This is a genomic window from Papillibacter cinnamivorans DSM 12816, assembly GCF_900176335.1.
GTDB lineage: Bacteria > Bacillota > Clostridia > Oscillospirales > Oscillospiraceae > Papillibacter > Papillibacter cinnamivorans.
The window spans coordinates 50377-73248 of record NZ_FWXW01000011.1; the positions used below are offsets into that span (position 1 = coordinate 50377).

Annotated in this window: 21 protein-coding genes; 7 read left to right on the forward strand and 14 right to left on the reverse strand. The window is 54.8% G+C overall.

The window, feature by feature from the left end:
* Nucleotides 1-24 precede the first annotated feature (24 nt).
* Nucleotides 25-1788 carry an FAD-dependent oxidoreductase gene (locus tag B9A13_RS12805; protein ID WP_084235554.1) on the forward strand — a complete coding sequence of 588 codons (1764 nt, stop codon included), beginning with the start codon at nt 25-27 and terminating at the stop codon, nt 1786-1788.
* Nucleotides 1789-1882: 94 nt separating this feature from the next.
* Here B9A13_RS12805 and B9A13_RS12810 read toward each other — a convergent pair whose 3' ends face one another.
* Nucleotides 1883-3229 carry an FAD-dependent oxidoreductase gene (locus tag B9A13_RS12810; protein ID WP_242942864.1) on the reverse strand — a complete coding sequence of 449 codons (1347 nt, stop codon included), beginning with the start codon at nt 3227-3229 and terminating at the stop codon, nt 1883-1885.
* Between the two features lie 96 nt (nt 3230-3325).
* Nucleotides 3326-3610 (reverse strand): ArsR/SmtB family transcription factor, encoded by a 285-nt coding sequence (locus B9A13_RS12815; protein WP_242942865.1) that lies wholly within the window; start codon nt 3608-3610, stop codon nt 3326-3328.
* A gap of 222 nt (nt 3611-3832) precedes the next feature.
* Between B9A13_RS12815 and B9A13_RS12820 the strand changes: the two genes are divergently transcribed.
* Nucleotides 3833-4744, forward strand: a complete 912-nt coding sequence (locus tag B9A13_RS12820) for a bifunctional cobalt-precorrin-7 (C(5))-methyltransferase/cobalt-precorrin-6B (C(15))-methyltransferase (protein ID WP_084235556.1) — start codon at nt 3833-3835, stop codon at nt 4742-4744.
* A gap of 98 nt (nt 4745-4842) precedes the next feature.
* Here the strand turns inward: B9A13_RS12820 and B9A13_RS12825 are convergent, their stop codons facing one another.
* The 4 genes from B9A13_RS12825 to B9A13_RS12840 form a co-directional block, all read right to left on the reverse strand.
* Complete coding sequence (locus tag B9A13_RS12825; protein WP_084235557.1) at nt 4843-5025, reverse strand: TraY domain-containing protein; 183 nt, start codon at nt 5023-5025, stop codon at nt 4843-4845.
* A 551-nt stretch (nt 5026-5576) separates the two neighbouring features.
* Nucleotides 5577-6494, reverse strand: coding sequence for an alpha/beta fold hydrolase (locus B9A13_RS12830; RefSeq protein WP_084235558.1), 918 nt, complete (start codon nt 6492-6494; stop codon nt 5577-5579).
* A gap of 264 nt (nt 6495-6758) precedes the next feature.
* On the reverse strand, nt 6759-8207 hold the full coding sequence (locus tag B9A13_RS12835; RefSeq protein WP_084235559.1) for a sensor histidine kinase: 1449 nt from the start codon (nt 8205-8207) through the stop codon (nt 6759-6761).
* Nucleotides 8197-8889: a response regulator transcription factor gene (locus B9A13_RS12840; protein ID WP_084235560.1), complete on the reverse strand. Its 693-nt coding sequence runs from the start codon at nt 8887-8889 to the stop codon at nt 8197-8199. The genes B9A13_RS12835 and B9A13_RS12840 overlap by 11 nt, the downstream gene beginning before the upstream one ends.
* Nucleotides 8890-9233: 344 nt before the next feature.
* Between B9A13_RS12840 and B9A13_RS12845 the strand changes: the two genes are divergently transcribed.
* From B9A13_RS12845 to B9A13_RS12855, 3 genes are all read left to right on the forward strand, one after another.
* Complete coding sequence (locus B9A13_RS12845) at nt 9234-9800, forward strand: ferritin-like domain-containing protein (RefSeq protein ID WP_084235561.1); 567 nt, start codon at nt 9234-9236, stop codon at nt 9798-9800.
* 42 nt (nt 9801-9842) lie between these two features.
* Complete coding sequence (locus tag B9A13_RS14170) at nt 9843-10340, forward strand: hypothetical protein (protein ID WP_084235562.1); 498 nt, start codon at nt 9843-9845, stop codon at nt 10338-10340.
* 151 nt (nt 10341-10491) lie between these two features.
* Nucleotides 10492-11094 (forward strand): GNAT family N-acetyltransferase, encoded by a 603-nt coding sequence (locus B9A13_RS12855; RefSeq protein WP_084235563.1) that lies wholly within the window; start codon nt 10492-10494, stop codon nt 11092-11094.
* A 65-nt stretch (nt 11095-11159) separates the two neighbouring features.
* Here B9A13_RS12855 and B9A13_RS12860 read toward each other — a convergent pair whose 3' ends face one another.
* From B9A13_RS12860 to B9A13_RS12885, 6 genes are all read right to left on the reverse strand, one after another.
* Complete coding sequence (locus B9A13_RS12860) at nt 11160-12752, reverse strand: FMN-binding glutamate synthase family protein (RefSeq protein WP_084235564.1); 1593 nt, start codon at nt 12750-12752, stop codon at nt 11160-11162.
* Nucleotides 12753-12930: 178 nt separating this feature from the next.
* Nucleotides 12931-14040: a glycosyl transferase family 2 gene (locus tag B9A13_RS12865; RefSeq protein WP_084235565.1), complete on the reverse strand. Its 1110-nt coding sequence runs from the start codon at nt 14038-14040 to the stop codon at nt 12931-12933.
* Nucleotides 14041-14141: 101 nt separating this feature from the next.
* Nucleotides 14142-14396, reverse strand: a complete 255-nt coding sequence (locus tag B9A13_RS14500; RefSeq protein ID WP_242942866.1) for a hypothetical protein — start codon at nt 14394-14396, stop codon at nt 14142-14144.
* Nucleotides 14397-15248: 852 nt separating this feature from the next.
* Entirely contained in the window at nt 15249-16145 is an 897-nt protein-coding gene (locus B9A13_RS12875) for an MBL fold metallo-hydrolase (RefSeq protein WP_084235566.1), read from the reverse strand.
* Nucleotides 16146-16365: 220 nt separating this feature from the next.
* Nucleotides 16366-16584, reverse strand: coding sequence for a hypothetical protein (locus B9A13_RS12880; RefSeq protein ID WP_084235567.1), 219 nt, complete (start codon nt 16582-16584; stop codon nt 16366-16368).
* Nucleotides 16585-16709: 125 nt separating this feature from the next.
* The gene (locus tag B9A13_RS12885; RefSeq protein WP_084235568.1) at nt 16710-17879 is read right to left on the reverse strand and encodes a class I SAM-dependent rRNA methyltransferase; all 1170 of its coding nucleotides are present in this window, start codon (nt 17877-17879) and stop codon (nt 16710-16712) included.
* Nucleotides 17880-18193: 314 nt separating this feature from the next.
* On the opposite strand from B9A13_RS12885, the gene ppsA reads away from it, so the two are divergent.
* Nucleotides 18194-20647 (forward strand): phosphoenolpyruvate synthase, encoded by a 2454-nt coding sequence (gene ppsA, locus B9A13_RS12890; RefSeq protein WP_084235569.1) that lies wholly within the window; start codon nt 18194-18196, stop codon nt 20645-20647.
* A 161-nt stretch (nt 20648-20808) separates the two neighbouring features.
* Here the strand turns inward: ppsA and B9A13_RS12895 are convergent, their stop codons facing one another.
* Both B9A13_RS12895 and B9A13_RS12900 read right to left on the reverse strand, forming a co-directional pair.
* Nucleotides 20809-21393: a hypothetical protein gene (locus B9A13_RS12895; RefSeq protein ID WP_084235570.1), complete on the reverse strand. Its 585-nt coding sequence runs from the start codon at nt 21391-21393 to the stop codon at nt 20809-20811.
* A 9-nt stretch (nt 21394-21402) separates the two neighbouring features.
* Entirely contained in the window at nt 21403-22086 is a 684-nt protein-coding gene (locus B9A13_RS12900) for a TetR/AcrR family transcriptional regulator (RefSeq protein WP_084235571.1), read from the reverse strand.
* A gap of 173 nt (nt 22087-22259) precedes the next feature.
* Here B9A13_RS12900 and B9A13_RS12905 point away from each other — a divergent pair, with 173 nt between their 5' ends.
* On the forward strand, nt 22260-22652 hold the full coding sequence (locus tag B9A13_RS12905; protein ID WP_084235572.1) for a pyridoxamine 5'-phosphate oxidase family protein: 393 nt from the start codon (nt 22260-22262) through the stop codon (nt 22650-22652).
* Nucleotides 22653-22872 lie beyond the last annotated feature (220 nt).

Here is a 22872-nt window from a genome sequence, read left to right on the forward strand (position 1 = left end):
AACGACAGGATCGGAGGAGCCCCTATGACGCTTTCTTTCCGCCGCAAGGCCCAAAAAAGTCCGAGACGGAATTATCGTCTTCGTTTGCTTCCCCTCGCTGTGCTGCTTGCCCTTCTCCTTCCGGGATGCGGGTCTTTCTCCTCCCATGAAACCTCTTCCCCGACGCCTTCGGCATCCGTCACCGAAACGCCGCAGCCATCTCTTTCCGCTTCCCCCTCCCCGGAGCCGTCGGAACCCGCGGCTACCCCCGCTCCCACCGAGACATATCCTGAGGTGGAAGCCGATTACTCCTATGACGTCATTGTTTACGGGGGTACTCCCTCCGGAGTGATGGCGGCCCTGGCAGCTTCCCGGGAAAAGCTGAAGGTGGCGATCCTGGAGCCCGGCCGGCACCTCGGAGGTATCATCACGGGAGGGTTAGGCTACAGCGACGTGGGGAATATCAAGGTCATCGGGGGGCTTGCAAAGGAGTTCTTCGTCTGGGCGGGGATCTACTACGACGACGGGGGTTCCATCGTCTACCCCATCGAACCGCACTTTGCGGAAGAACTGTTTTCTCTCATTGTGGAAGCGGCCCGCATCGACGTATATTACGAGCACCGGCTACGGGAAAACGACGGCGTACAAAAGTCCGGCAGCCGGATCGAATGGATTGCCACGGAAGACAATGCCACATTCACCGCGAAAGTTTTTATCGACTGTTCCTATGAGGGCGACCTGATGGCCATGTCGGGGGTATCATACACCGTGGGCCGCGAGAGCCGTGATACATACGGTGAATCCCTCGCGGGCGTAACCCCCTTTTCCATCACCAACAACTTCAGTTATGATCTGTCCGCGTATTCCGCAGGAGGACTTCTGCCGGGCATACTGAATGCTCAGGCTGCGGAACCCGGCACAGGAGACCGGAAGCTGCCCGCTTATAATTTTCGCCTGTGCATTACGGCGGATCCGGACAACCGGGTCCCCTTCGCCCGCCCGGACCATTACGATTCTTCCCGATACGAGCTTCTGCTGCAGTGGCTGTACCTTCTGAAGGAATCGGAGGGCGGCCGGGATCTTAAAATCACAGATGTATTTTCCCTGGGGAAGCTGCCGGACGGCAAATACGACCTGAACAGCAAGGGCCCCTTCTCCTCCGACTGGGTCGGCGGCAGCTGGCAATATCCCGAAGCCGGCTACGATACCAGAGACACCATCATAGAAGAGCATAAAGAATATCTCCAGGGCCTCCTCTATTTTCTGGCAAACGACGAAAGCGTACCGGAGGAGCTGCGCCGGGACATTTCGCGCTGGGGACTTGCCAAAGACGAGTATACGGATCACGATAACTGGCCGTATCAGCTCTACATCCGGGAAGCCCGGCGCATGGTGGGCAATTTTGTCATGACCCAGAAGGATCTTGACATGGAGTCTGAAAAATACGACTCCGTGGGTATGGCCTCCTATAATATCGATTCCCATCAGGTTCAGAGGGTGATCACGGAGGACGGCTTTGTTAAAAACGAGGGGGAACTTCAGGTCCCGGTCTTTCCCTATCAGCTGCCCTACCGCATCCTGCTGCCAAAGGAAGAGGAAGCAATCAACCTTCTCGTTCCCGTCTGCGTCTCCGCCAGCCACATCGCCTATTCCTCCATCCGAATGGAGCCTCAGTTCATGATACTCGGCCAGGCCGCGGGAGCGGCCGCCAAGCTTGCCATCGTCGAGGACTGCAGCGTGCAGAAGGTGGACGTGTCCGCCCTGAGAGAGGAGCTTAACAGTCAGGGCGCCGTTCTGGAACTGCCGTAAATCGCCGCATCATGCATCCATCCGATTGACAAGACCGGCGCCGCTTCAGCAGCGGCGCCGGTCTGCTTCTATCATGGAAAGTACAGAAGACCTCTTACTTCTTTCTCAGTTCCTTTGCCACCACTTCCGCGGCCTTGATGAGGGGATATCCCGCCGGAGAAGCCGTCAGCATGGGATGCGTGCCGATTTGGGCGACCAGAAGGTCATTGACGGTCATCTTGTTCTGAATGGCAAATCCGATGACATTGGTCAGCTCCCCTACGCTTCTGCCCCCCATGGTTTCTCCGCCCAGGATCGCGCCGCATTTGGAGACGATCAGCTTGACCGTCTGCTTCTGGGAATACGCCATGCATCCGGGGTGGGTATCAATGCCGGTAAAGCTCCCTGTCACGATATCAAACCCTTCGTTTCTGGCCGATACTTCGTTGAGCCCCGCCACTCCGTAGGCGGTGTCGCCGACACAGGTGGAATAAATACCGATGGTTCCCCGGAAGGTGCTTACGGTGGACAGGGAATAGAGGTTTAGGCCGGCCACCCTTGCTTCAGCACACGCGGCCGAGGCGAGCATGATCCGACTGAGCTTTCCTGTGAGAAAATCCCTTTTTTCGGAACAATCGCCGATGACAAAATGGTCCTTTTTCGACGTTCTTTTATACTGATCGGCTTTGACGAATCCCAGCTCATTAACTTCAAGGCCCATCTTTTTGGCCAGATCACTGTTTGGCGCGTATCCGAGAGCCAGGATGACCGCGTCCGCTTCCATGGTCTCGCCGCCGTCCAGCTTGACTCCCGCGACCTTACCGTCGCCCAGTATTTCCCGAATGGCCATCCCCGTCTTTACCGCGACGCCTCTCGCCGTCAGCTTTTCCAGGGCCGCGGCGGCAAATTCTTCGTCAAAAGCCAGTCCCAGGATTCTAGGCATGATCTCCACAATGGTCACTTCATGGCCGTTGGACTGAAGTTCATCCGCGGTTTCCACCCCGATGAACCCGGCGCCCACAATCACGATTTTTTTCAGGTTCTTCAGTTTTTCCTTGGTGTCATCCAGGTACAACTTGTCCTTGGGAATCGTAAAGACGTTTGCAAGCTCCGTTCCTTTCAGCCAGCCGGGCACAACGGGCCTGGAGCCCGTGCCCAGAATCAGCTTGTCGTACTCAATCTCTTCTCCGTTTTTCACCTTCGCGATTTTTTTATCGGTATCCACATCTGTCACTTCGCCGAACTTGATCTCAACGCCAAGCTGATTTAGACCGGCATCGGGCAGTATGTTTTTTTCGCTGGTGCCGACGGTGGAAAAAATATAAGGGATCCCGCAGGGAATCATGACCTTTTCTTCTTTTCTCACAAGGGTGACTTTCTTATCGGGATGATTGGATTTTGCCGTCGTCGCCGCCACCAGTCCCGCGGCGCTTCCGCCGATGACCAATACGTCTGTTTTCACAATAAAAGCCTCCTGAATGTAAAAATTATCATGATATCATACAGTTATAATATCATGATACCATAATATCATTATTAAAAAAATAATCAAGCCCTATCAGTCATTCAGAAAAATTTTCACAAGATCCTTCATTCTATCATCCGCCAGCGAGTAAAACACCTCAGAGCCGATCCGTTCCCCTTTGATGATTCCCCTGCTCTTCAGAATGGAAAGGTGCTGGGAAACATTGGACTGGGACATGCCAAGGCACTCCTGCATCTGTCCCACCGTCAGAACGGTGGTCGTCAGTTTGTTCACCACGCACAATCTGGCAGGGTGGCTCAAAGCTCTGAAAACTCCGGAGGAGTCGATCAAATCCTGGTCGTAATGCGCCATCTGCATCCAATCCTTCCCAATCCGTTTTTACGATTATATCATTGATACAGCTAACTTTCAACAAAAACTGAATCCAGTCCTTCAAACGGCTCCGGTGTCACGGCCTTTCATATGCCTTCTTTTCAAAGACGCAGGCGGGTCCGGATCCGCAGTTAAAATTCACGCAGCTACCGCTCTTCACAAATCCTGAAAGTATGGTAGAATACTGTATAATAAGGGGGGCTATTTGTGGAACAGAGCATATTTACCAACGAAGTCATCCTGTCCTGGCTTCAGTATTTTTCAAAAAACCTAGATATCCAGCTGTCGAAAATCAAGCTCCTGGACATCACCGGAGAAAACAAAAACCTGATCCCCGCCGTTATGAGCAGCCGGGCAGTGCTGGTATTCACAGACGCGGGACACCCGGATATTTTTTACGACATGTGGAACGCGGAGCTGGGCGACTGCGACATCTGGTACAACGAGGGCTCGAGCCCCACGGGGGAAATCAAGCACAACAAGCTCTCCTATATGATTAACCGCGGGATCAACGCCTCGGCCGCCATGCTGATCCTAAATCCCAACGCCGCCGCCAATTACCAGATCGGCATGGAAAACAGCCGTTTCTCCTGCGGTTCGGTGCACTATGTGTGCCGGGAGGTCCGCGCCGTTATCATGAGCAAGCTGAATCTGGGAGACCGGGACAACATCTGCGTCATATCCGGGGAGAGCATCGCCGTGGAGGCAGCCATGATCGCCTCCGGGGGAAGCGTCGTCGCCGTGGAGTACGACAGCCGGGATTACAGCACCATGAAGGCAAACGCAGAAAAATTCGGCCTCAACAACGTAAGCGTCGTACAATCCCTGGAGGATGACGCGCTGAAGAGTCTTCCGGCGCCGGACATCGCCTTTATTGTGGCTTCCCCCAGGCTCGGTTGGGAAATAAAACGCCTTCTGGCCATGAATCCCTCTATGCGGTTTGTAATCTACACACTGGACTTTGAAATTCTCTCCTCCCTTTCCGCCTTTTTCCTGGAAAACGGTCTGGAGCGCACCGAAACGATCCATATCGCCGTTTCCCGGGTCAACAGCAAGAACATGCTGGAACCCTTCCCCGCCCCCTGGCTCATCTCCGGGAGGGGCGCAGCCGCGAAATAAAACTCCGGGTCCGGCGTTTTGCCTTATCTTGCATACATTGCAGCTATTTCTTTTGAATACAGAAAGAAGGACAGGGCCTCCCTGTCCTTCTTATTATTTTACCTTTTTTTTCCATCCGTGGGAATGGCGCCGTGTCTGGATTCGAATTCCTCAATTCGCTTTTTAACAAGCTGTTCGAGTTCTTTGTTTTTTGACCTGCCCTCGAATTCAGCAATGTATCTCAACTTATCCAGCAGTATTGGGCTGACACGGAACGTGTATCTGGCCAAAGATTCTTCCATCCTACCGCGCCTCCTTTTGATGAAGTATTGACTTTATTTTAACGTCGCATTTTAATAATATGTAGAAACGACGCAAGAATGACGCAATATTCATAAGAGGGCGGTCGGATGGCGGACTATCGGAGGCTTTATACCCTTCTTTTCAATAAGAAAACGGAGGCAATCAGGGCACCGGACACGAGAGAATACATTCTCGCCACAACCCTGCTAATCCAGGCCCGGCAGTAGGCGGAAGAGTTATACGTAAGCGCCGGGGAATGATTGTCCATCCACGGCTTCCTGTTCCTTTTCATATTCTTTTTAACCGCAGCACGGAATCTGATACTATTATCCACGAAAAAGCAGACATCTTTGCGGTTCATTTCCCGCTCTGCAGCGTTTTTATCGTCGGCGGGCGTCAGCCCGTACTCCTACTCGGCCTTGCAGGAGAATAATTCCCCCGCAAATCTTGTCTATCCTTTATTGGGAAAATCGTATGAGAGATGTAAAGCCCGCGGCCGCTTGCCTTTTGAAGCGTCCGCGGGCCTATTCCGTTTTTATCCCGTTTAGGGTCAGGCGAAAAATTCTTTGATGAGGCGGATGAGGTTCTCCATTTTCTCCGCCGCCATGGAAAAGTGGGTGCTGTCATCGGAGTAGGTAAGCGTCGCGCCGGGAATGTTTTTATACATGTATTCCGCCGTACCCTGGTCGTAAATAGAGCCGGGCCGAGCGTAAAGAAGCGCTACGGGCACTGTAATTTTGGGCAGCACGTCCCGGAAATCATTGTCTCCCATTCCCCTCCAGTAAGCCTTGTTGACGGCCCACATTGTTCTGGGCACCGTAATCAGGCCGTCCACGGTAAAGCCCGGAATACCGCTCATTTTGACCACCTGCTCCAGAATCGCCCTGTGCTGCGGGGTGAATACATAGTCCCGGTGTTCCTGCGCGGTGTGGGGCAGCAGCACCTGAGTCATAAAATAGCGGTTAAATCGGGAATACTCCTCCTCCATAGAGCGCAGGTCCTTTTCATACTGCTCCTTCGTGTAATGTCCCTGGTAAAGGCCGTGGTTCCAGGTCCCGTCGTTTATCAGCTTCGGCGTCATATCCACGATAATCGCTCTTTCCAAATGGGTACAGCCATATTGCCTCACGTAGGCAAACAGTACCGTCGCCCCCATGGAATATCCGATATAGTTGACGTTTTCCAGGCCCAGGTGCTCCAGGAGTTCCTTTGCATCTCTGGCCGAAATATGGGGACCAAGTGTCCCCGAGGCGCAGGTTCCCGGGCTGATGCCGCTCAGTCCAGCATAGCCCCTTTGGGTAAAGGAAATACACCGGAATTTATCCTTGATGCGCTCAAACATAGGAATTTGCATCTCCGCGCTGCCGGAAAATCCATGGGCAAAAAGCATAGGCTTCCCCGCTCCCACATCCACATACTCGATATCGGCTCCATCGGATGCTTTGAAATAATGAAAATACTCTTTCACAGCCTTTCCTCCCTTTACGGATTCCCCTCAAAACGGAGCGTTCTCACTTTCCGTCTGCAGGGTATATTTTCCTGTAAATTAATTACATTCATTATACTATCACGGCAGCATCCCCAAGTCAAAAAAGAAATAGCCGTTCGACCCGTATGGAGTACATCAGCGATTATACAAAGTTAAAGAGTCTCCCTTAATCATTCCCGTGAAAACCAGGGTTCTAGAAAAACCGAGCCCTACGATTTATCATCGCAGGTCTATTTTCACATTTCAAGTCCGCTGAAACTGAAACCGGAACGTCGTGCCCTCGCCGGCCCTGCTGCTGACGGACAGCTGGATGCCGTGCCTGTCCGCAATCTGCCTGGCGATGGCGAGGCCGAGCCCGGACCCGTTCTTGTTTTCCTCCGACTTCGTTTTATAAAACCGCTCGAAAATATAGGGCAAATCCTCTTCGGAAATCCCGGTTCCTTTGTCGCTGACGGATACCGTGCCGTCTTTCAGCAAGACAAGGATCTCGCCGCCGTCGGGCGAAAATTTCACTGCGTTGTCCAGTACGATCAGGAACATCTGGCGAAGCCGCCCGTAATCCCCGGAAAACAGGAAAGACGGAACATCATAATCCTGAAGGATCTCGACGCGCTTCTCCTTCGCCAGATGCCGGGCGCTTCGGACCGCGTCGTTCAAAATATCACAGAGGTTCAGCTCACGCAGTTCCATTTTAAAATCGGCGTTCTGGAGCTTGGACAGGTCCAGCAGATCGTTTACCAGCCGCTGCAGGGAAAGGCTCTCCCGGAGCATCTGCCGGTAATACTCCTTCACCTGTTCCGGCTCGGTCACCACCTGGTCGCACAGAGCCTCCAGCGAACCGCGCAGTACGGTGACCGGGGTCTTCAGCTCATGGGATATGTTGGCGACAAAATCGCGGCGGAGCTTGTCCAGCTTTTCGCCCTCCCGCCTGGCGTCCTCCAACTTTTCGCTGAGGCTGTCGATGGCCTCCGCCAGCCGGCCGATCTCGTCTTTCTGCCGGACGCCGGTCTTTGCCGTGTAATCCCCCTGAGCCAGAAGCTGGGCGGAAGTCTCCATTTTTTCCAAGGGCTTTGTAAACGTCAGGGCAAGCAGAACGGATAAAATTACCGACAGGGCCAGCGCTGCCGCCGTGCTTACGGCCAGAATACCGATCCCCTGCGTCACCGCCCGATCCATCCCCTCCACGGGGGAATGGAGCAGCACGGCTCCGACAATCTGCCCTTCCACTTCGATGGGAGTCCCCACCGTCAAAGTGGGGGCGTCCAGCAGGCCGCTGAAGCCCTCGCTGAAGGTGGTGTTTCCCCGGAAGACCTCCTGTACCACCTGGTCTGCGTCTTCCGGAAGGTCGGCATAATTATAGGTTTTCCCGGACATCTGCGTATTAGTGATGAGGTTCAGATCCTCGTCCACAATCCAGACATCCGTCATGGCGATGTCGTCAATCAGGCGCAGATAGGCCCCCAGCCCGCCCGCGCCGCTTCCCGCCATCCCTCTTCCGCCGGAGTTATCAGCACCCATATATTCGGACAGAGCGCCCGCAATGGAAACGGCGCGCTTTTCCAGGTCGCTTTTATAACTGTCTATCGTCTGTGTCCTGAACAGAGCGATAAAAACCACGCCCACGGCCACGGCGAACAGGAGAAGCGCCGCTGTAAAATACAGCGTCAGTTTCCGGGTTATCCTACTTTTCATCCTTCACCTCGAATTTGTATCCGACGCCCCAGATGGTCTTGATTTCCCAGATGTCATGAGGAAACTCGTCCAGCTTTGCGCGCAGCCGCTTGATATGGGAGTCCACCGTGCGGGTATCTCCGAAATATTCATACCCCCACAGGCTGTTGAGAAGATTGTCTCTGGAGAACACCTTGTTCTGGTTTGTGGCCAGGGTCCATAGAATTTCGGTCTCCTTTTTCGTGAGCAGGACCTTCTCCCCGTTTATGGTCACCGTATATTCGTCCAGGTCCACCGTCAGATTCCCGTAAGAAAATACCTGCCCCTTTTTCGCGTCTTCCCTGGCGATCCGGCGGAGCACCGCCCGGATTCTGGCCATGACCTCGCCGGGGGAAAAGGGCTTCACGATGTAGTCGTCGGCTCCGATATCCAGCCCCATGATCCGCTCAAAGTCCTCTCCCCTTGCCGTTACCATTATGACCGGCGTGTCCGAGGTTTTCCGGATCTCCCGGCATACTTCGAAACCGTCCATCCTGGGCATCATCACGTCCAACAGCACCACGTCCGGATGGACCCGGTGAAACAGCTCCAGCGCCTCCTGTCCGTCGAAGGCAACATAGGGCGTGTGTCCTTCTTTTTTCGCGTATTCTTCCAAAATGGAACTGATCTGCCTGTTGTCGTCGGCTATCAGGACCGTAGCCATATCATCACCCCTTACTTATATTATACCATGGGGAAAATCCGGATGCGTGGCAAAAGTATGTTTTTTACCCTTATACTGTACTTCCACTAAAAGAGCAAACATCTTTGCGGTCAATTTTCCACCCTGCCGCGTTCTCGTCGTCGGCGGGCGTCAGCCCGCTCTCCTCCTCGGCCTTGCAAGACATAAAATTTCCTCGCAAATCTTATTTGCTTTTTAATGGAAGAACAGTATTAAACAGCACGAAATCGTTTCCGTTAAGACACACTTTCAACACAGCCGTCCGGCATACTGAAGCCATAGTCAAGGCGAAACAACCACAAATAACCGAAACGGATGTGAATAAAATGAAATCTGTCAAGAAACTCACCGCGGTCTTCCTCGCGGCCCTCACAATAGGAGCGGTGTCCATCCCCGCGCTGGCGGCCGACGGCAGCTTCGGGTCGGCGGCGGTAACGGAAGACGAAACCTACACTCTGCCGGAGATGCTCACTTACGCGATTGAAGACGAATATCTGGCTCTTGCCGAATACGAGACAATCACCGACGCATACGGTACCCAAAATCCGTTTACAAACATCATCAAAGCCGAAAAGACCCATATATCCGAACTGGAACCTCTGTTTGAAGAATATGGCGTAGTCCTGCCGGAGAATACGGCGGAGAAATACACGGCGGTTCCCGGCTCCCTGCTGGATGCCTACAAGGCCAGCGTGGAAGCGGAAATCAGCAATATCAGCATGTATGAGGCGTTTCTGAAGCAGGATCTGCCGGATGATGTCCGGGCGGTATTTACCGCGCTGAAAAACGCATCCGAAAACCATCTGGCAGCCTTTGAGAAAAACGCCGACCGTTTGGAAAGCGGTACCGCCGCCGGAAATCAGGGGCGATATTTCAGAGGCGCAAGCCGGTAAAACCATTTATAAACTGATTTAAAAAGGAGAATAATTTAAAAAATGAAACATCTGAAAAAATTGGCACTGGCAGGAGCCACAGTCCTTGCCGTCGGAGCAATCTCCATTCCCGCGCTGGCCGTATCCGGTTATAGTTCCCCGGCGGATATCGTCGCCGGCCTCACCGGGAATACCGTGGAAAGCGTAATCGCCGACAAGACGGAGTCCGGAGAAACGTACGGTTCCATCGCAAGCTCGTCCGACGTTCTGTCTGAGTTCCGGGCGGAAATGCTGGAGATCAAGCGCGCAAATTTGGCGGAGAGAGTTGCTGCCGGTGCAATGACCCAGGAAAGAGCGGACGAGATCCTCGCAGCCATGGAGGCCCATCAGGCCGACTGCGACGGCACGGGCAGCGGCGGAAACGCCGGAACGGGGGCCGGATTCGGAGGCTTTGGCGCCGGAACGGGCACGGGAACCGGCAGCATGAACCGCGGTTCACACGGGAACGGCCAATCCGGCACGGGCTGCGGCCTGGGAACGTGCACGGGACAGACGGAGTAATCCTGCCTTCAGGCTCAACCAAAAAGCGCTGTCCACTGCCGCGAGATCAACAAAAAATTAAAAAAACGGCTGCCCGCATAGTTGCGCGGGCAGCCGTTTTCGCTGTATACTTGTGCAGGAATCTGCCGCTGGATGCTTTCGGAGGTAACATATGACAGAATACTCAATCCGTCCGGCAAGGGAATCGGACGCCAATGAAATCTTAGACATCTATGCGCCCTATATCGAGAAAACGGCAATCACCTTTGAATGCAGGGTTCCGGATCCGGATTCTTTCCGGCGCCGCATCCGGGATATTGCCAAAGATTACCCCTATCTTGTGTGCCTTCTGGACGACAGAATCGTCGGATACGCTTACGCCCACCGGCAGATGGAACGGGCCGCCTACGGATGGAATGCGGAACTGTCCGTTTATCTCTCCCCGGATCACCAAAGAAACGGAATCGGCCGGACACTCTACACCGCGCTTGTTGAAATTCTGGAACTGCAAAACATCCGGAATCTCTACGCGGGGATCACCCTACCCAACCCCAAGAGCCAGGGGCTTCACAGGGCCCTGGGTTTCCGGGACCTGGGAGTATACCACCTGACCGGATATAAGTTCGGCTCCTGGCGCGACGTGGTCTGGATGGAAAAACGAATCGGTACGGACGAGGAGCCTCCAAAGCCTTTTCTGCCGATCCACCGGCTGGACTGGGAAATCGTTGCGGGGATTCTGAAGCGCTGTGAAGAGCGGCTCAACACTTTCAAATAACGCATCTTCCCCACATAAAACTGAGGCGGCGCCGGAACCGGCGCCGCCTTCTTATCATAATTTTTTCAGCGGCCTAAAATATCCAGGGCTTCTTCCCGGTAACAGTCCATGAGATAAGGGATCCCGGTCACCCGTGCGCATTCCTCGGTGAGAGACATGAGCTCTTTTCGGGTGACGCTCTCCAGGCTGAAACACCTCGCGCCCGCCATGAGCTGCTGAAGCCCCACGCGGATCTTATCGGCATAGCTGTAGATGCCGACGGCGCCCAGGGGAATCTTTCCGATCTCCCCGGTGCCCACGAGTTCTTTCACCTGCTCGTAGCAGACGAAGATCTCCTCCGGGGTGGAACCGAAATCGCTCACCGTCTTTGGAAGATCCTTGTCACGGAGCCACTGCTGGATGTTTTTCCCCACCATGCCCGGGATCATGAGGGCCCTGCCCATGCACACCGCCTTGACAAAGGGCGCTCCCAGAGCAAGGGCTTTGAACACCCCGTCCTCCGAGCTGAAGCCGCCGGCAAAAGCCAGGTCCGGAACCCGTCCGCCTTTCGACGCCAGGATGGAAGCAAATTCCGCGGCGGCGGAATGCAGGTACAAGTTCGGGATTCCCCACTCCTCCATCATGCGCCAGGGGCTCATCCCGGTTCCGCCGGAAGCCCCGTCTATGGTGAGAAGATCTATCTTCGCCCGGGAGGACCACTTGATAGCCATGGCCAGCTCCCGCAGGCTGTAGGCGCCCGTTTTCAGGGTGATCCGCTTGAAGCCGAGGCTGCGCAGCCGTTCCACTTCTCTGAAAAACCCTTCTTCGCTTACAAAGCCCAGGCGGCTGTGGCGCTCGAACTCGCGGATGGCGCCGCTGCGGAAAGCGGCCTGGTTCACCGGGTCGGAGGGATCCGGGGTTACGATGTAGCCCCTTTTCTGCAGTTCCATGGCCCTTTTCAGAGAGGAAACCTTGATTTCCCCGCCGATACACTTTGCGCCCTGGCCCCATTTGAGTTCGATAGTTTCGATTCCGTGCTTTTCTATGATGTATTCCGCCACGCCAAGGCGGGTGTCTTCCACATTCATCTGGATGAGGATTTCGCCCAGGCCCCTGTGATACCTTCGGTAGGCTTCAATCCTCCGGTCCATATCCGGGGCCTTTTTCACCTTGTTGCTGGCATCCAGCACCAGCTCCGGGTCGATGCCGCACACGTTTTCCCCGCACACGATGGTCACGCCGGAAAGAGCGGCGCCCACCGCGAAGTGCTCCCAGTTCTTTCTCGCGATTTCTGTGGAACCCAGAGCGCCCGTAAAAATGGGAACGCTCATCTTCACTTTTTTCTCCCAGCCGTAGGAGGTCTCGGTGGACACCCGGGGAAAAATCGCGCTGTCGGAATTCGCCTCCACGCCATTGGGAAGGCCGTTAGCGCCCAGCGCATATCCCTGGATGTTCAGGTGGGAATAGTCCACGGGGTAGTCCTTGTCCGCTCCCGCCGTGATATCCCCGAAGGGGCCCGGATAAATGAGCTCCCGGCCGCGGAAGGTCGCCTTGAATACCTCGCAGTTTCCCCTGCAGCCGTCGATGCACCTGGAACACAGTCCACTGGAAGGCACTACGTCTTTGGAACGGTTTGCCGTCCTGGTGGCATCGTTTCCATTGGGTCTTTTCAGGTTCATAAGCATGTCTCCTTTGACAGTCTATTGTGCTAAAGCACATTTATCTTATCAAATTCGGCCTGCTTTTACAATGTTTTACCGGTATAATTCTGCAATATATTGTTCTTTTGCACATCTTAATCGCCCTGCGGCTCCACGTTACCATGTTATCCGGATGGGTACGCACCGTTCATTACAATTACCCGCTAATACCTTCCCCCTTTTCCTCCCTCAGCTTTTCCCGGATCAGCAGCACGTTCTCCGCCAGGCGCGGGTTCCCCGGCGTCAGTTCCAGGGCCCGCTGCGCGTGGTCCAGGGAATCGGCATACATTCCCAGGTGGTAGCAGGCGACGGCGCACAGGTCGTGGGGCGTATGGTCCCAGGCATAGCCCTGGTTAATATACACGGAGGACTTTTTGTTTATTTTCAGCGCCTGGGTCGTCATGTAAAAAACGGCGGGCCAGTCTTCCAGCTGGAAGGCCAGCTTCGCACTTTCCACCCAGGGTTCCCGCATGCCGGGAGCCTCCGCAACGGCCCTTAAATACCAGCGTTTCGCCTCCCTAGTTTTTCCCAGGCTCCGGCAGGACTCGGCGATCCACCGCATGGCGGCGCACCGCTCCTCCGTCCAGCGCGCGGTGGGAAGATTCAGATATCGCATCAGGGCGCGGATACAGTCTTCCCAGCGTTCCCTGTACATATATTCCCGTCCAAGATAATACGCCATCCTGGCATCCGTCGGGTCCTCTTCCGCTCCCAGCTCCAGAAGCGGAAGGTAATTGCTCCTGGACTTTTCGGGGTCCGGATGGTGATTGAGCACCATTCCGTCGATAAACACCACTTTTTCCGGTTCCGCACCTTCCCGGCGCAACACCTCGTGCACCGGGTAAACCCACCGGTATCCCCGTTTTTCATGAACCTTGAAATACTGGAACTGCACGTCTGGAGTCCCGTCCGGGCGAAAACTCCAGTTATAAAGGTATCGGCCGGAATTCACGCCCGGTCTCCAGGCTTTTTCCAGACAGCCGCGCCAGCCGGGGGAAAAGACCTCGTCCAGGTCGGTGCTCACGCAGATGTCGACATCCTCCGGGACGTGTCCCAAGGACAGATTTCTTGCGATGTCGAAGCGCCAGGGTTCCACCGTTTCCGCAAAAACCTGAGCTCCCCTTCTCCTCAGGTGTTCCGCCGTACCGTCCCGGGAGCCGGTGTCCGTCACCGCCACCAGGTCCGCCTCCTGCATGGAGTCCATCCACCGTTCGACAAACGCTTCTTCATCTTTGCAGATGGCGTATACGCAGATTTTATATTTCATTTGGAAATCGTCCCCCCAAGCATAAAAATGAGCCTGCAGTTTATGCTTTTTTGCAGGCCCATTTATTCAGTTGATCCTCCACACCCATAAGCCGCTTCGGATCATATGCTGCTGATATACTGAATTGTCACAATAACGGACGGAACCGAAGGCCCCCCCACGGCCGTGTAGGCGTACAGCCCCGCGTTTCTCGTCGCGTTGCTGACGGACTGAAAGATTTCCAGATTGTCGCCGTTTGCCATGGGAAGCAGGAAATTCAGCGGCGCGATCATGCTGGAATTGGCCGTCTGAAGGGTGCTTCTGCGGATGGAATTGGTCACGTTGAAACCGTTTTTCCGCAGCCAGATTTCAAGCACGGTGGCCGCGCCCGTTGTCTGATCCAGCTGTGCCGTTATGGTAATCAGATAGATCCCTTCGGTAAGAAAACCAATCGTCCCGGAGCCCTGTATGTGGGAGATCCCATTGAGTTCCTCATTGGTGGAGAGAGTGACCAGGGTGGGGTTTGTATCGCCCGGTATCTGGGTTGTATTGTCCGTAAACAGCGCGTAAGGAACGTTTCCAAGGCCTGAAGGGCCGGTTGGGCCTGTGGGACCCGTAGGACCTGTCGGACCTGTCGGACCGGTCGGGCCTGTCGGACCCGTGGGACCTGTCGGACCCGTGGGACCTGTTGGACCCGTGGGACCTGTCGGACCCGTGGGACCTGTCGGACCCGTGGGACCCGTGGGACCTGTCGGACCCGTTGGACCTGTGGGACCCGTTGGACCCGTTGGACCCGTGGGACCCGTGGGACCTGTCGCCCCCGTCGGACCTGTATCGCCCGTTCGGCCGGTGGGGCCGGTGGGGCCGGTCGCTCCTCTTGGACCGGGGGGGCCCTGGGGTCCCCTGGGGCCGCGGCAGAAGCAGCAGGCTGCTCCACTGTTATTTCTATGCACAGAGCGCAGTTGCTCTGAAGATCTGTCCGTATTTTCCGAGAGGATATCGGATTGGGACAGCTGGGTTTCTTTGCTCTCAGACACGTAATTTCCTCCAATCCTGACGGCATAAGCGCTTCTATTTCTCAATGGAATTTTCTTTTGCATGCTATGCCAGTATATGCTCTCTTCCGCCACCGGGTTCTCCCGGGCTTTTCAGGTTTTCGGTGGTATTCGGGTTGTTCCCATAAAAAAGGGGCGGCCGAAGCCGCCCCTGAGAAAAACAATCCATTGTATTTATTTGTCACCGCCGGGTTCCCTTCTGATCTCCCACAGCAGCCGGCTGTCGTCAAAACGGGCGCAGAGCTTTCCTTGGTCGTAAAGGTAAGAGAGATAGGAGCGCAGCGTGCTTCCCACCAGAACATACTGATTGAAATCCATGGCGAGGCCATACAGTTTGAATACTTCCCGCAGAAGCTCCTCAATTGTTTGGGGCTTATCGCAAAGGGACAGAAGCGTTTCGGATATCTCCAGCACTTTCTCCCGATTCAGCCGGGCCAGAGGCCCGATGTCCCGAGCGGCTTCTGCGTGGGCCGGCACAAACCATTGGGCTTTCAGATGTTCCACCGTGTCCAGGGTTTCCAGGTATGCCTTTACGTCATAGATGAAGGACATGTGGTACTTCCGGAGGATCTCCTCTCCGAAAAGGCAATCCGCCAGAAACCAGACGTCGTCGGAAGTCCGGATCCCCACCATGTCGAAAAAATGTCCGCCCAGGCGCATAAGTTCCAGGCCTTCGGGCAGCCCTTGTTCAAGATTTTCGACCCTCCGGCCGGGCTGCGCCATGAGAAACTTGTTTTTCAGCGGTTTACAGGGATATCCGCCGTACAGAAAGGAAGGCTCCAGGACAGGATAGCGGATCACCGCTCCCTCCATGCCCGTAGCCAGGATCCGGCAGCCCGTCTTCTCCTGAAGATAGGCATTGCCACCGGCGTGGTCGGCGTTGGAGTGAGTGTTTATGATCCCCAGAAGCGGCCAGGAACGCTCTGTGAGAATCCGCAGCGCCTTTTTCCCCGCCTCCTTGTCGTTTCCGCTGTCGATGAGCCATGCGCCCTCCCGGCAGAGATGTATGCCTATTTTGGCAGGGCAGTCGATGTAATAGGTCCTCTCTCCCACCTGAATCAATTCATACATTCTGTTTTTCCTCCGTCCAGTTTTTCGGCTCCGGCGGCATGAGGCGGGGAAAGCATTCGGACATTGATGCCCTTCCTTTTCGCTTTCACGCCGGCATACCGCATCCATGTGCCATCATACCATATTCCAGAAGGAAACGGCAACCGTTCCCCCATATAAAAAGGGAACAGCCGCTTCCGGCCGCTCCCTTACTGTTTTTCTCAATCTCGTGATAAAACGCTTATTGCGCAATAAGCGAAGGTATATGATTCTGATATCCGTTTTCATTGTGCTGTGTATTGCTGTTGTCGTTGCTGTTTCCGTCGTATACGGTGCTCCAGTCGTGTCCCTTCCCGGGATTGTTGAACCGGCTGTAGTCGTTGCCAGCGGCGGAGGCCACCATTACGGTCATGGAAAGTACCATCGTTACGGCAAGTGCGATTCCAATGAGTTTTTTCATTTTAATCCATCCCTTCATAGTAATACCCTGATTTAATCATAAATTGAGTAATTGCCGTGCTTTATCTTTGTATTACCATATTATCGCTTTATATCACTTCTGTCAATTCCCAACCTCCGACGCGGCTATATGATCTGAAGGATTGCGCATTTCAGGTAGTCGGTTTCCGGAGCGGCCAGGAGCACGGGATGATCTTTGGCCTGGGATCGGAACTCAATAAGGCGCACTTTTCGCCTCGCGTCCGCAGCGGCGTCGTACAGGATGTCCAGGAATAGCTCGCGGCTCACATGCTGGGAGCAGGAGCAGGTAATCAAAAACCCGCCGCTTTCAATGCATTTCATCGCCCGGAGGTTGATCTCCTTATATCCCCGCACCGCTCCCTCCAGCGCATTTCTGGATTTGGCGAAGGCCGGCGGATCCAGAATGATCGCATCGAATTTTTCTCCCGAATCCCAGAGGGAGCGGAGCTTGTCGAAGGCGTTTGCCGTTTCGAAACGGCAGCGGTCCTCCAGGGAATTGAGCTTCGCGTTTTCTCCGGCAAACTGCACAGCATGAGGCGAGCTATCGATTCCAAGCACTTCCCGGGCGCCGAATCCGGCCGCGTGAAGGGCGAAAGAACCGGTGTGACAGAAGCAGTCGAGCACCTTTCCATCTTTCACGAAGGGCGAGATAGCCGCCCGGTTTTCTTTCTGATCCAGAAAATATCCCGTCTTTTGCCCGTTTTCCACATCCACGTCGAAAAGGATCCCGTTTTCCGACATTCGCACACGGGTTTCGAAGGGAGACGAAAGGAATCCCTTCCGCTGATCCAGCCCCTCCCTCTCCCGCACGGGGACATCGTTTCGCTCGAAAATCCCGGAGGGCTTAATAATATCCTTCAGGCATTCCACAATCTGCTCCTTGAACCGGTCGATGCCCAGCGCCAGCGTCTGAATGACCAGAACGTCGGAAAATTTGTCCACAATCAGCCCGGGAAGAAAATCCGCCTCGCCGAAAACCACCCTGCAGCTTTCCGGGTCGGCGAAGCGCCTGCGGTATTCCCAGGCGGCAAGGATTCTGCGATACAAAAAGTCCTCTTCCAAAGGTTCCTGATACCAGGTGAGCAACCGCACCGTGATCTGGGATCTGGAATTGTAGTACCCGACCCCCAGAAGTTTTTTTCTGTCGCTGCAAACCTCCACGAAGTCCCCGTCGTCCACATGCCCTTCCGAGCGAACAATGTCGGTTTTAAAAACCCAGGGATGCCCGCACGCCGCTCTGCGCTCCCCGGATTTCGATACAACTATTTTGGTCATGTTTTCTCCTGCCTGTCCGTTGTAATCTTTGTTTCACGCTGCGAATTTCAATAGCCTGTTTTTCTTCCGGCGCGTGTTCTGCATGCTCAGTATACCATATATCGAAGAAGGGTATCATCCTCCATTTTATTATCCGCCGTTTTTGTGTAAAATTTCTGTTTTTATTTCTTATACAAAATATCAAAAATATAGGGATTTTTATTTTGAACTGTGATATAATGACGGAAAGCAGCAGACAGCTGGCGGCGAAAACAGCATATCTGTTATTAATTATTACTACTGTGCGGCTGAGCGCAGCGGAAGGAGTGGTAATCATGATAAAACAAGATGCTAAGTATATCCGTTGGTTTGAGGAAATCGGGATCGGGGATATCCCCAAGGTGGGAGGAAAAAACGCCTCTCTGGGGGAAATGTACCGTGAGCTTACCGCCAGGGGCGTCAAGGTCCCCAACGGCTTTGCCATCACGGCAGACGCTTATTGGAAAACCGTGGAAGCAGGCGGCATTCAGGACGCGCTGCGCAAAACCATGGAGGGCCTTGATAAGACCAACGTATCGGATCTGGCCGTCCGCGGCAAGCAGGCCCGGGAGCTGATCCTGAAAGCCGGGATTCCTGAGCCGGTATGGAAAGAGATCCGGGAGGCTTATGCCCGTCTGTGTGAATTTTACGGCGGGGAAACGGATGTGGCGGTGCGCAGTTCGGCAACCGCGGAGGATCTTCCCAACGCTTCTTTTGCCGGCCAGCAGGAGACCTATCTGAATATCCGGGGTGAGAGCGCTCTGCGGCACGCCTGCAGCATGTGCTTCTCATCCCTTTTTACCGACCGGGCAATTTCCTACCGGATCGACAATCATTTTGATCATTTTGACGTGGCGCTTTCCATCGGGATTATGAAGATGGTCCGCTCTGATCTTGCCACCAGCGGCGTCATGTTCACCATCGACACGGAAACCGGGTTTAAAAACGCGGTGTTCATCACCGGCAGCTACGGGCTGGGGGAAACCATCGTTCAGGGCGCCGTCAATCCCGACGAATACTATGTGTTCAAGCCCACCTTCCGGGAGGGATACCGGTCCATCGTCCGCAAGGAACTGGGAGAAAAGCGGATTAAGATGGTCTATTCCGAAGCCGGGGCCGATTCTCCCACGCGCATGGTGGATGTCCCCGAAAACGACAGGAAGCGCTTCTGCCTCAGTGACGACGACGTGCTGAAACTGGCGGGATACGCCCTCATCATCGAAGATCACTATTCCGGCCACGCGGGCAAGGATCGCCCCATGGATATTGAGTGGGCCAAGGACGGAGGGAGCGGAGAGCTGTTCATCGTACAGGCTCGTCCGGAAACCGTGCAGTCGGCCCGGTCTTTGGATGTTCTGCAGACCTATCGTCTGGAAGGGACCGGTCCGATTCTCACCACCGGAAAGAGCGTGGGAGAGAAGATCGGCAGCGGCAAAGCCAGGGTCATCCGGGACCTGAGCCAGCTTTCCACTTTTATTCCCGGTGAAATTCTGGTTTCCGACACTACCACGCCGGACTGGGAGCCCGTGATGAAGACGGCCTCCGCCATTGTGACCAACCGGGGCGGCCGGACCTGCCACGCCGCCATCATCAGCCGTGAGCTGGGCATTCCCGCCGTGGTGGGCACGGAGAACGCCACGGAAACCATCAAGACCGGCGAGGACATCACCGTCAGCTGCGCAGAAGGAGACACCGGCAAGGTATATTCCGGAAAGATCCCCTTCCACGTGGACACCATCAGCCTGAAAGGCCTCAAGCGTCCGAGAACGAAGATCATGATGAACGTGGGAAACCCGGACCAGGCTTTTTCCAATTCCATGATCCCCAACGACGGCGTGGGCCTTGCCAGGATGGAATTCATCATCGGCAGCTATATCCAGGTGCATCCCATGGCCCTGGTGCATCCCGAGCAGGTACAGGATCCCGAAGTCAAGAAAAAAATCGAGGACCTGACCTTCGGGTACATAAGCAAGGAAGAGTACTTCGTTGAAAAGCTCGCCAGCGGCGTGGGGACCATCGCGGCCGCCTTCTATCCGAAACCGGTGGTGGTCCGGATGAGCGACTTTAAGACCAACGAATACGCGAGCTTAGTCGGCGGCAAATATTTCGAACCCGAAGAGGAAAACCCCATGATCGGGTTCCGTGGCGCCTCCCGGTACTATGACGATCGGTATAAAGAAGGCTTCGCTCTGGAGTGCAGGGCGATGAAGCGGGTCCGGGAAGAAATGGGCCTTACCAACCTCATCCTCATGATCCCCTTCTGCCGCCGGGTGGCGGAAGCCAAGCGGGTGCTGGACGAAATGGCGAAGAACGGGCTTAAACGCGGGGAGAACGGGCTGGAAGTCTACGTCATGTGCGAAATCCCCAACAACGTCATCTCCATCGACGCCTTCAGCCAGGTGTTCGACGGGTTCTCCATCGGGTCCAACGATCTGACCCAGCTGACTTTGGGAGTGGACCGGGATTCGGCGCTGGTGGCCCACGATTTCGACGAGAGAGACCCCGGGGTCCTTCAGATGGTATCCATGTCCATCCAGGGCGCCAAGCGGAACCACCGCCACAGCGGCCTGTGCGGCCAGGCGCCCAGCGATTATCCCGAATTTGCCGAGTTCCTGGTGAAAGAGGGGATCGACTCCATGTCCCTCAATCCCGACTCCATCATGAAAATCACGCTGACGGTTCTTGATATGGAAAAGAAGCTGGCCGGGGAAAGCAAAAAGAAACCCTCCCGGCAGGCCGTTAAAAAGTAATGCGCAGACCCCGCCGGAGCGATGGTTCCGGCGGGGCATTTTGTAATGATTCGCTGATATCTTTCCCCACCAAACCGGCAGGGGCACGGGAAATTCATTCCCGTGCCCCTGCCGTATTCCCCGGAAAGAGCCTGTTTTTCGGCGGAGACGAGAGGGCTTATTCACAGGGTTTTCTTTTTTCTCTTTTCCAGTCTTCTAAACCCAATTACGATGCAAAGGATGCAAAGCCCCAATCCCACCGCCGCGGGCAGCAGTATGCTAAGACCCGCTTCGCCGCCGAAGGCCACGCTCCAAAGCAGTTTGGAGACGGCTATAAAGATGAGGACGGATATGCCGAGCCAAAGACTGCGCTTCCAGAGCGCCGCTGCCAGTGCAGCCAAAGATGCGGGAACCAAAAGGGTAACCAGGATTTTTCCCGGTGTCCAGGGGCCGAGGAGATATTCCTTTTCCATCTGGAGAAAGGCCTTAACCTGCTCCCCCGCCGCATCCGGCACCGGGAACCAGAGCATGCTGGTAAGAAGAAAAAACACCGTGGCAAATATTCCGGCCCAGCTTCTCTTGTACGCGGCCAGGCAGAAGGGAATCAGAAACAGCGGGCGTATATACCAGCTGAGCTGATTTTGGTGTCTTGCAAAGGCCCAGTCAAAAAAACCGGGGCTTGCAGCCATCCACGCAACAAACCCCAAAGACAGGCCGGCAAAAAGGATCGCGAGAGCCATGTCGATTCGTCCGTTTTTTCTCTTCATGCTTACCCCCTATTCATTTCCCACTCCATGCCGAATAAAGTCAATATATGTGTCCAGATTTGCGAGAACGCTTTCGAGGCCCCGCTCCTCCTCCCTATCGAAGATTTCATGGAAATGTCCGAATAAATAACTCAGGAGTCGAATCAGAAATTCCCTGGAATATTCTTTTTTTAAATTTCCTTCCCGGACGGCCTGATCCACCATAGGGGCAATCACGCTCTCCGCGCTTCCGCCCAGCGCCTTCATCGCCTCCTCATAGACGGGGTTTCCCCTCTCTTTGGCAAGCATTTCTCCCAGACGATGAAACCGCGGATATTGGGCGGCAAACTCCGCAGCCAGCCGGGCCTGCCGCCTGAACTGTTCAAAGATATCCCCGCAGGCAGCCCCTTGGAGGGAAGCATTTTCGTCGATGAACTTCCATTTGGCTTCCGCCGAGGCTTTCTGCAGGAAAAGATACAGCGCTTTTTTATCCGCGAAGTGATAATAAAACACACCCTTGCTGATGCCTGCGCCGCGCAGGATGGCATTGAGGGAAGCGTCTTCGTAGCTTTTTTCGGAAAACTCCTCCAAAGCCGCCTCCAGCAGTCCCGCTTCCCGCCCAAACACGCTTTCTTTCAAGTGCAGCTCCCCCAAAGCAGTATACTGTTTATAGACCGTATGGTCTATAAACAGTATACTCAATTCCCTGCGCATTGTCAATCCCCCGGTCCGTTTTCCCGATCCATTTTTATCCGCCGTGTTCCCGCGGCATTCCCGGCCGCCCTCAGCTTTGATATGGGCTTTGGAAACTTGAAATTTCCGCCGTCTTGTGGTTCAATAACATCAGGAAAAGTTATCCAAGTCATTAAACCAGGGAGGAAACAGTCATGCGGGAAGTCTACGAATTTTTAAAAAAGTGCGGGACCTATTATCTTGCCACCGCGGAGGGGGATCAGCCCCGGGTCCGTCCCTTCGGCACGGCGGATCTGTTCGAGGGGAAGCTCTATATCCAGACCGGCAGGGTCAAAAACGTATCCCGACAGCTGGCGGCCAACCCGAAGATCGAGATCTGCGGGTTGGCGGAGGGCAAGTGGATCCGGATCGCGGCCACAGCCGTGGAAGACGACCGGCTGGAGGCAAAGCAGCACATGCTGGACGCTTACCCGAATCTGAAAAAGAGATACCGGGCCGATGATGGAAACACTCAGGTTTTTTATCTGAAGGACGCCGAGGCCACCATCTCCTCCTTTACGGAGGCGCCCCGGGTCATCCGGTTTTAAGCCGTCGAAATACGGCGGGCCGCTGTAAAAGCGGCCCCCCGTATGTTGATTCTATCCATTCTCTGCTTTTATAGTTCTATCGCCAGAACGGCCGCCTTCACCGCGTGGATTTCGGCGGTGTCGAAAAGGGGCACGGAGGTGTCCGCCTGTTTTATCAGCAGCCCCAGTTCAGTGCAGCCTAAAACGGCACCCTGGGCGCCCTTTTGGGAAAGTTCTTTCA

Excerpts from the sequence above, each read along its gene's own strand:
- B9A13_RS12885 (WP_084235568.1), bottom strand. The coding sequence starts at position 17,879 with ATGACCAAAATAGTTGTATCGAAATCCGGGGAGCGCAGAGCGGCGTGC.
- B9A13_RS14170 (WP_084235562.1), top strand. The coding sequence starts at position 9,843 with ATGAAACATCTGAAAAAATTGGCACTGGCAGGAGCCACAGTCCTTGCC.
- B9A13_RS12880 (WP_084235567.1), bottom strand. The coding sequence starts at position 16,584 with ATGAAAAAACTCATTGGAATCGCACTTGCCGTAACGATGGTACTTTCC.
- B9A13_RS12825 (WP_084235557.1), bottom strand. The coding sequence starts at position 5,025 with ATGGAAGAATCTTTGGCCAGATACACGTTCCGTGTCAGCCCAATACTG.
- B9A13_RS12845 (WP_084235561.1), top strand. The coding sequence starts at position 9,234 with ATGAAATCTGTCAAGAAACTCACCGCGGTCTTCCTCGCGGCCCTCACA.
- B9A13_RS12815 (WP_242942865.1), bottom strand. The coding sequence starts at position 3,610 with ATGCAGATGGCGCATTACGACCAGGATTTGATCGACTCCTCCGGAGTT.
- B9A13_RS12805 (WP_084235554.1), top strand. The coding sequence starts at position 25 with ATGACGCTTTCTTTCCGCCGCAAGGCCCAAAAAAGTCCGAGACGGAAT.
- B9A13_RS12840 (WP_084235560.1), bottom strand. The coding sequence starts at position 8,889 with ATGGCTACGGTCCTGATAGCCGACGACAACAGGCAGATCAGTTCCATT.
- B9A13_RS12855 (WP_084235563.1), top strand. The coding sequence starts at position 10,492 with ATGACAGAATACTCAATCCGTCCGGCAAGGGAATCGGACGCCAATGAA.
- B9A13_RS12835 (WP_084235559.1), bottom strand. The coding sequence starts at position 8,207 with ATGAAAAGTAGGATAACCCGGAAACTGACGCTGTATTTTACAGCGGCG.
- B9A13_RS12860 (WP_084235564.1), bottom strand. The coding sequence starts at position 12,752 with ATGAACCTGAAAAGACCCAATGGAAACGATGCCACCAGGACGGCAAAC.
- B9A13_RS12895 (WP_084235570.1), bottom strand. The coding sequence starts at position 21,393 with ATGAAGAGAAAAAACGGACGAATCGACATGGCTCTCGCGATCCTTTTT.
- ppsA (WP_084235569.1), top strand. The coding sequence starts at position 18,194 with ATGATAAAACAAGATGCTAAGTATATCCGTTGGTTTGAGGAAATCGGG.
- B9A13_RS12865 (WP_084235565.1), bottom strand. The coding sequence starts at position 14,040 with ATGAAATATAAAATCTGCGTATACGCCATCTGCAAAGATGAAGAAGCG.
- B9A13_RS12900 (WP_084235571.1), bottom strand. The coding sequence starts at position 22,086 with ATGCGCAGGGAATTGAGTATACTGTTTATAGACCATACGGTCTATAAA.
- B9A13_RS12875 (WP_084235566.1), bottom strand. The coding sequence starts at position 16,145 with ATGTATGAATTGATTCAGGTGGGAGAGAGGACCTATTACATCGACTGC.
- B9A13_RS12905 (WP_084235572.1), top strand. The coding sequence starts at position 22,260 with ATGCGGGAAGTCTACGAATTTTTAAAAAAGTGCGGGACCTATTATCTT.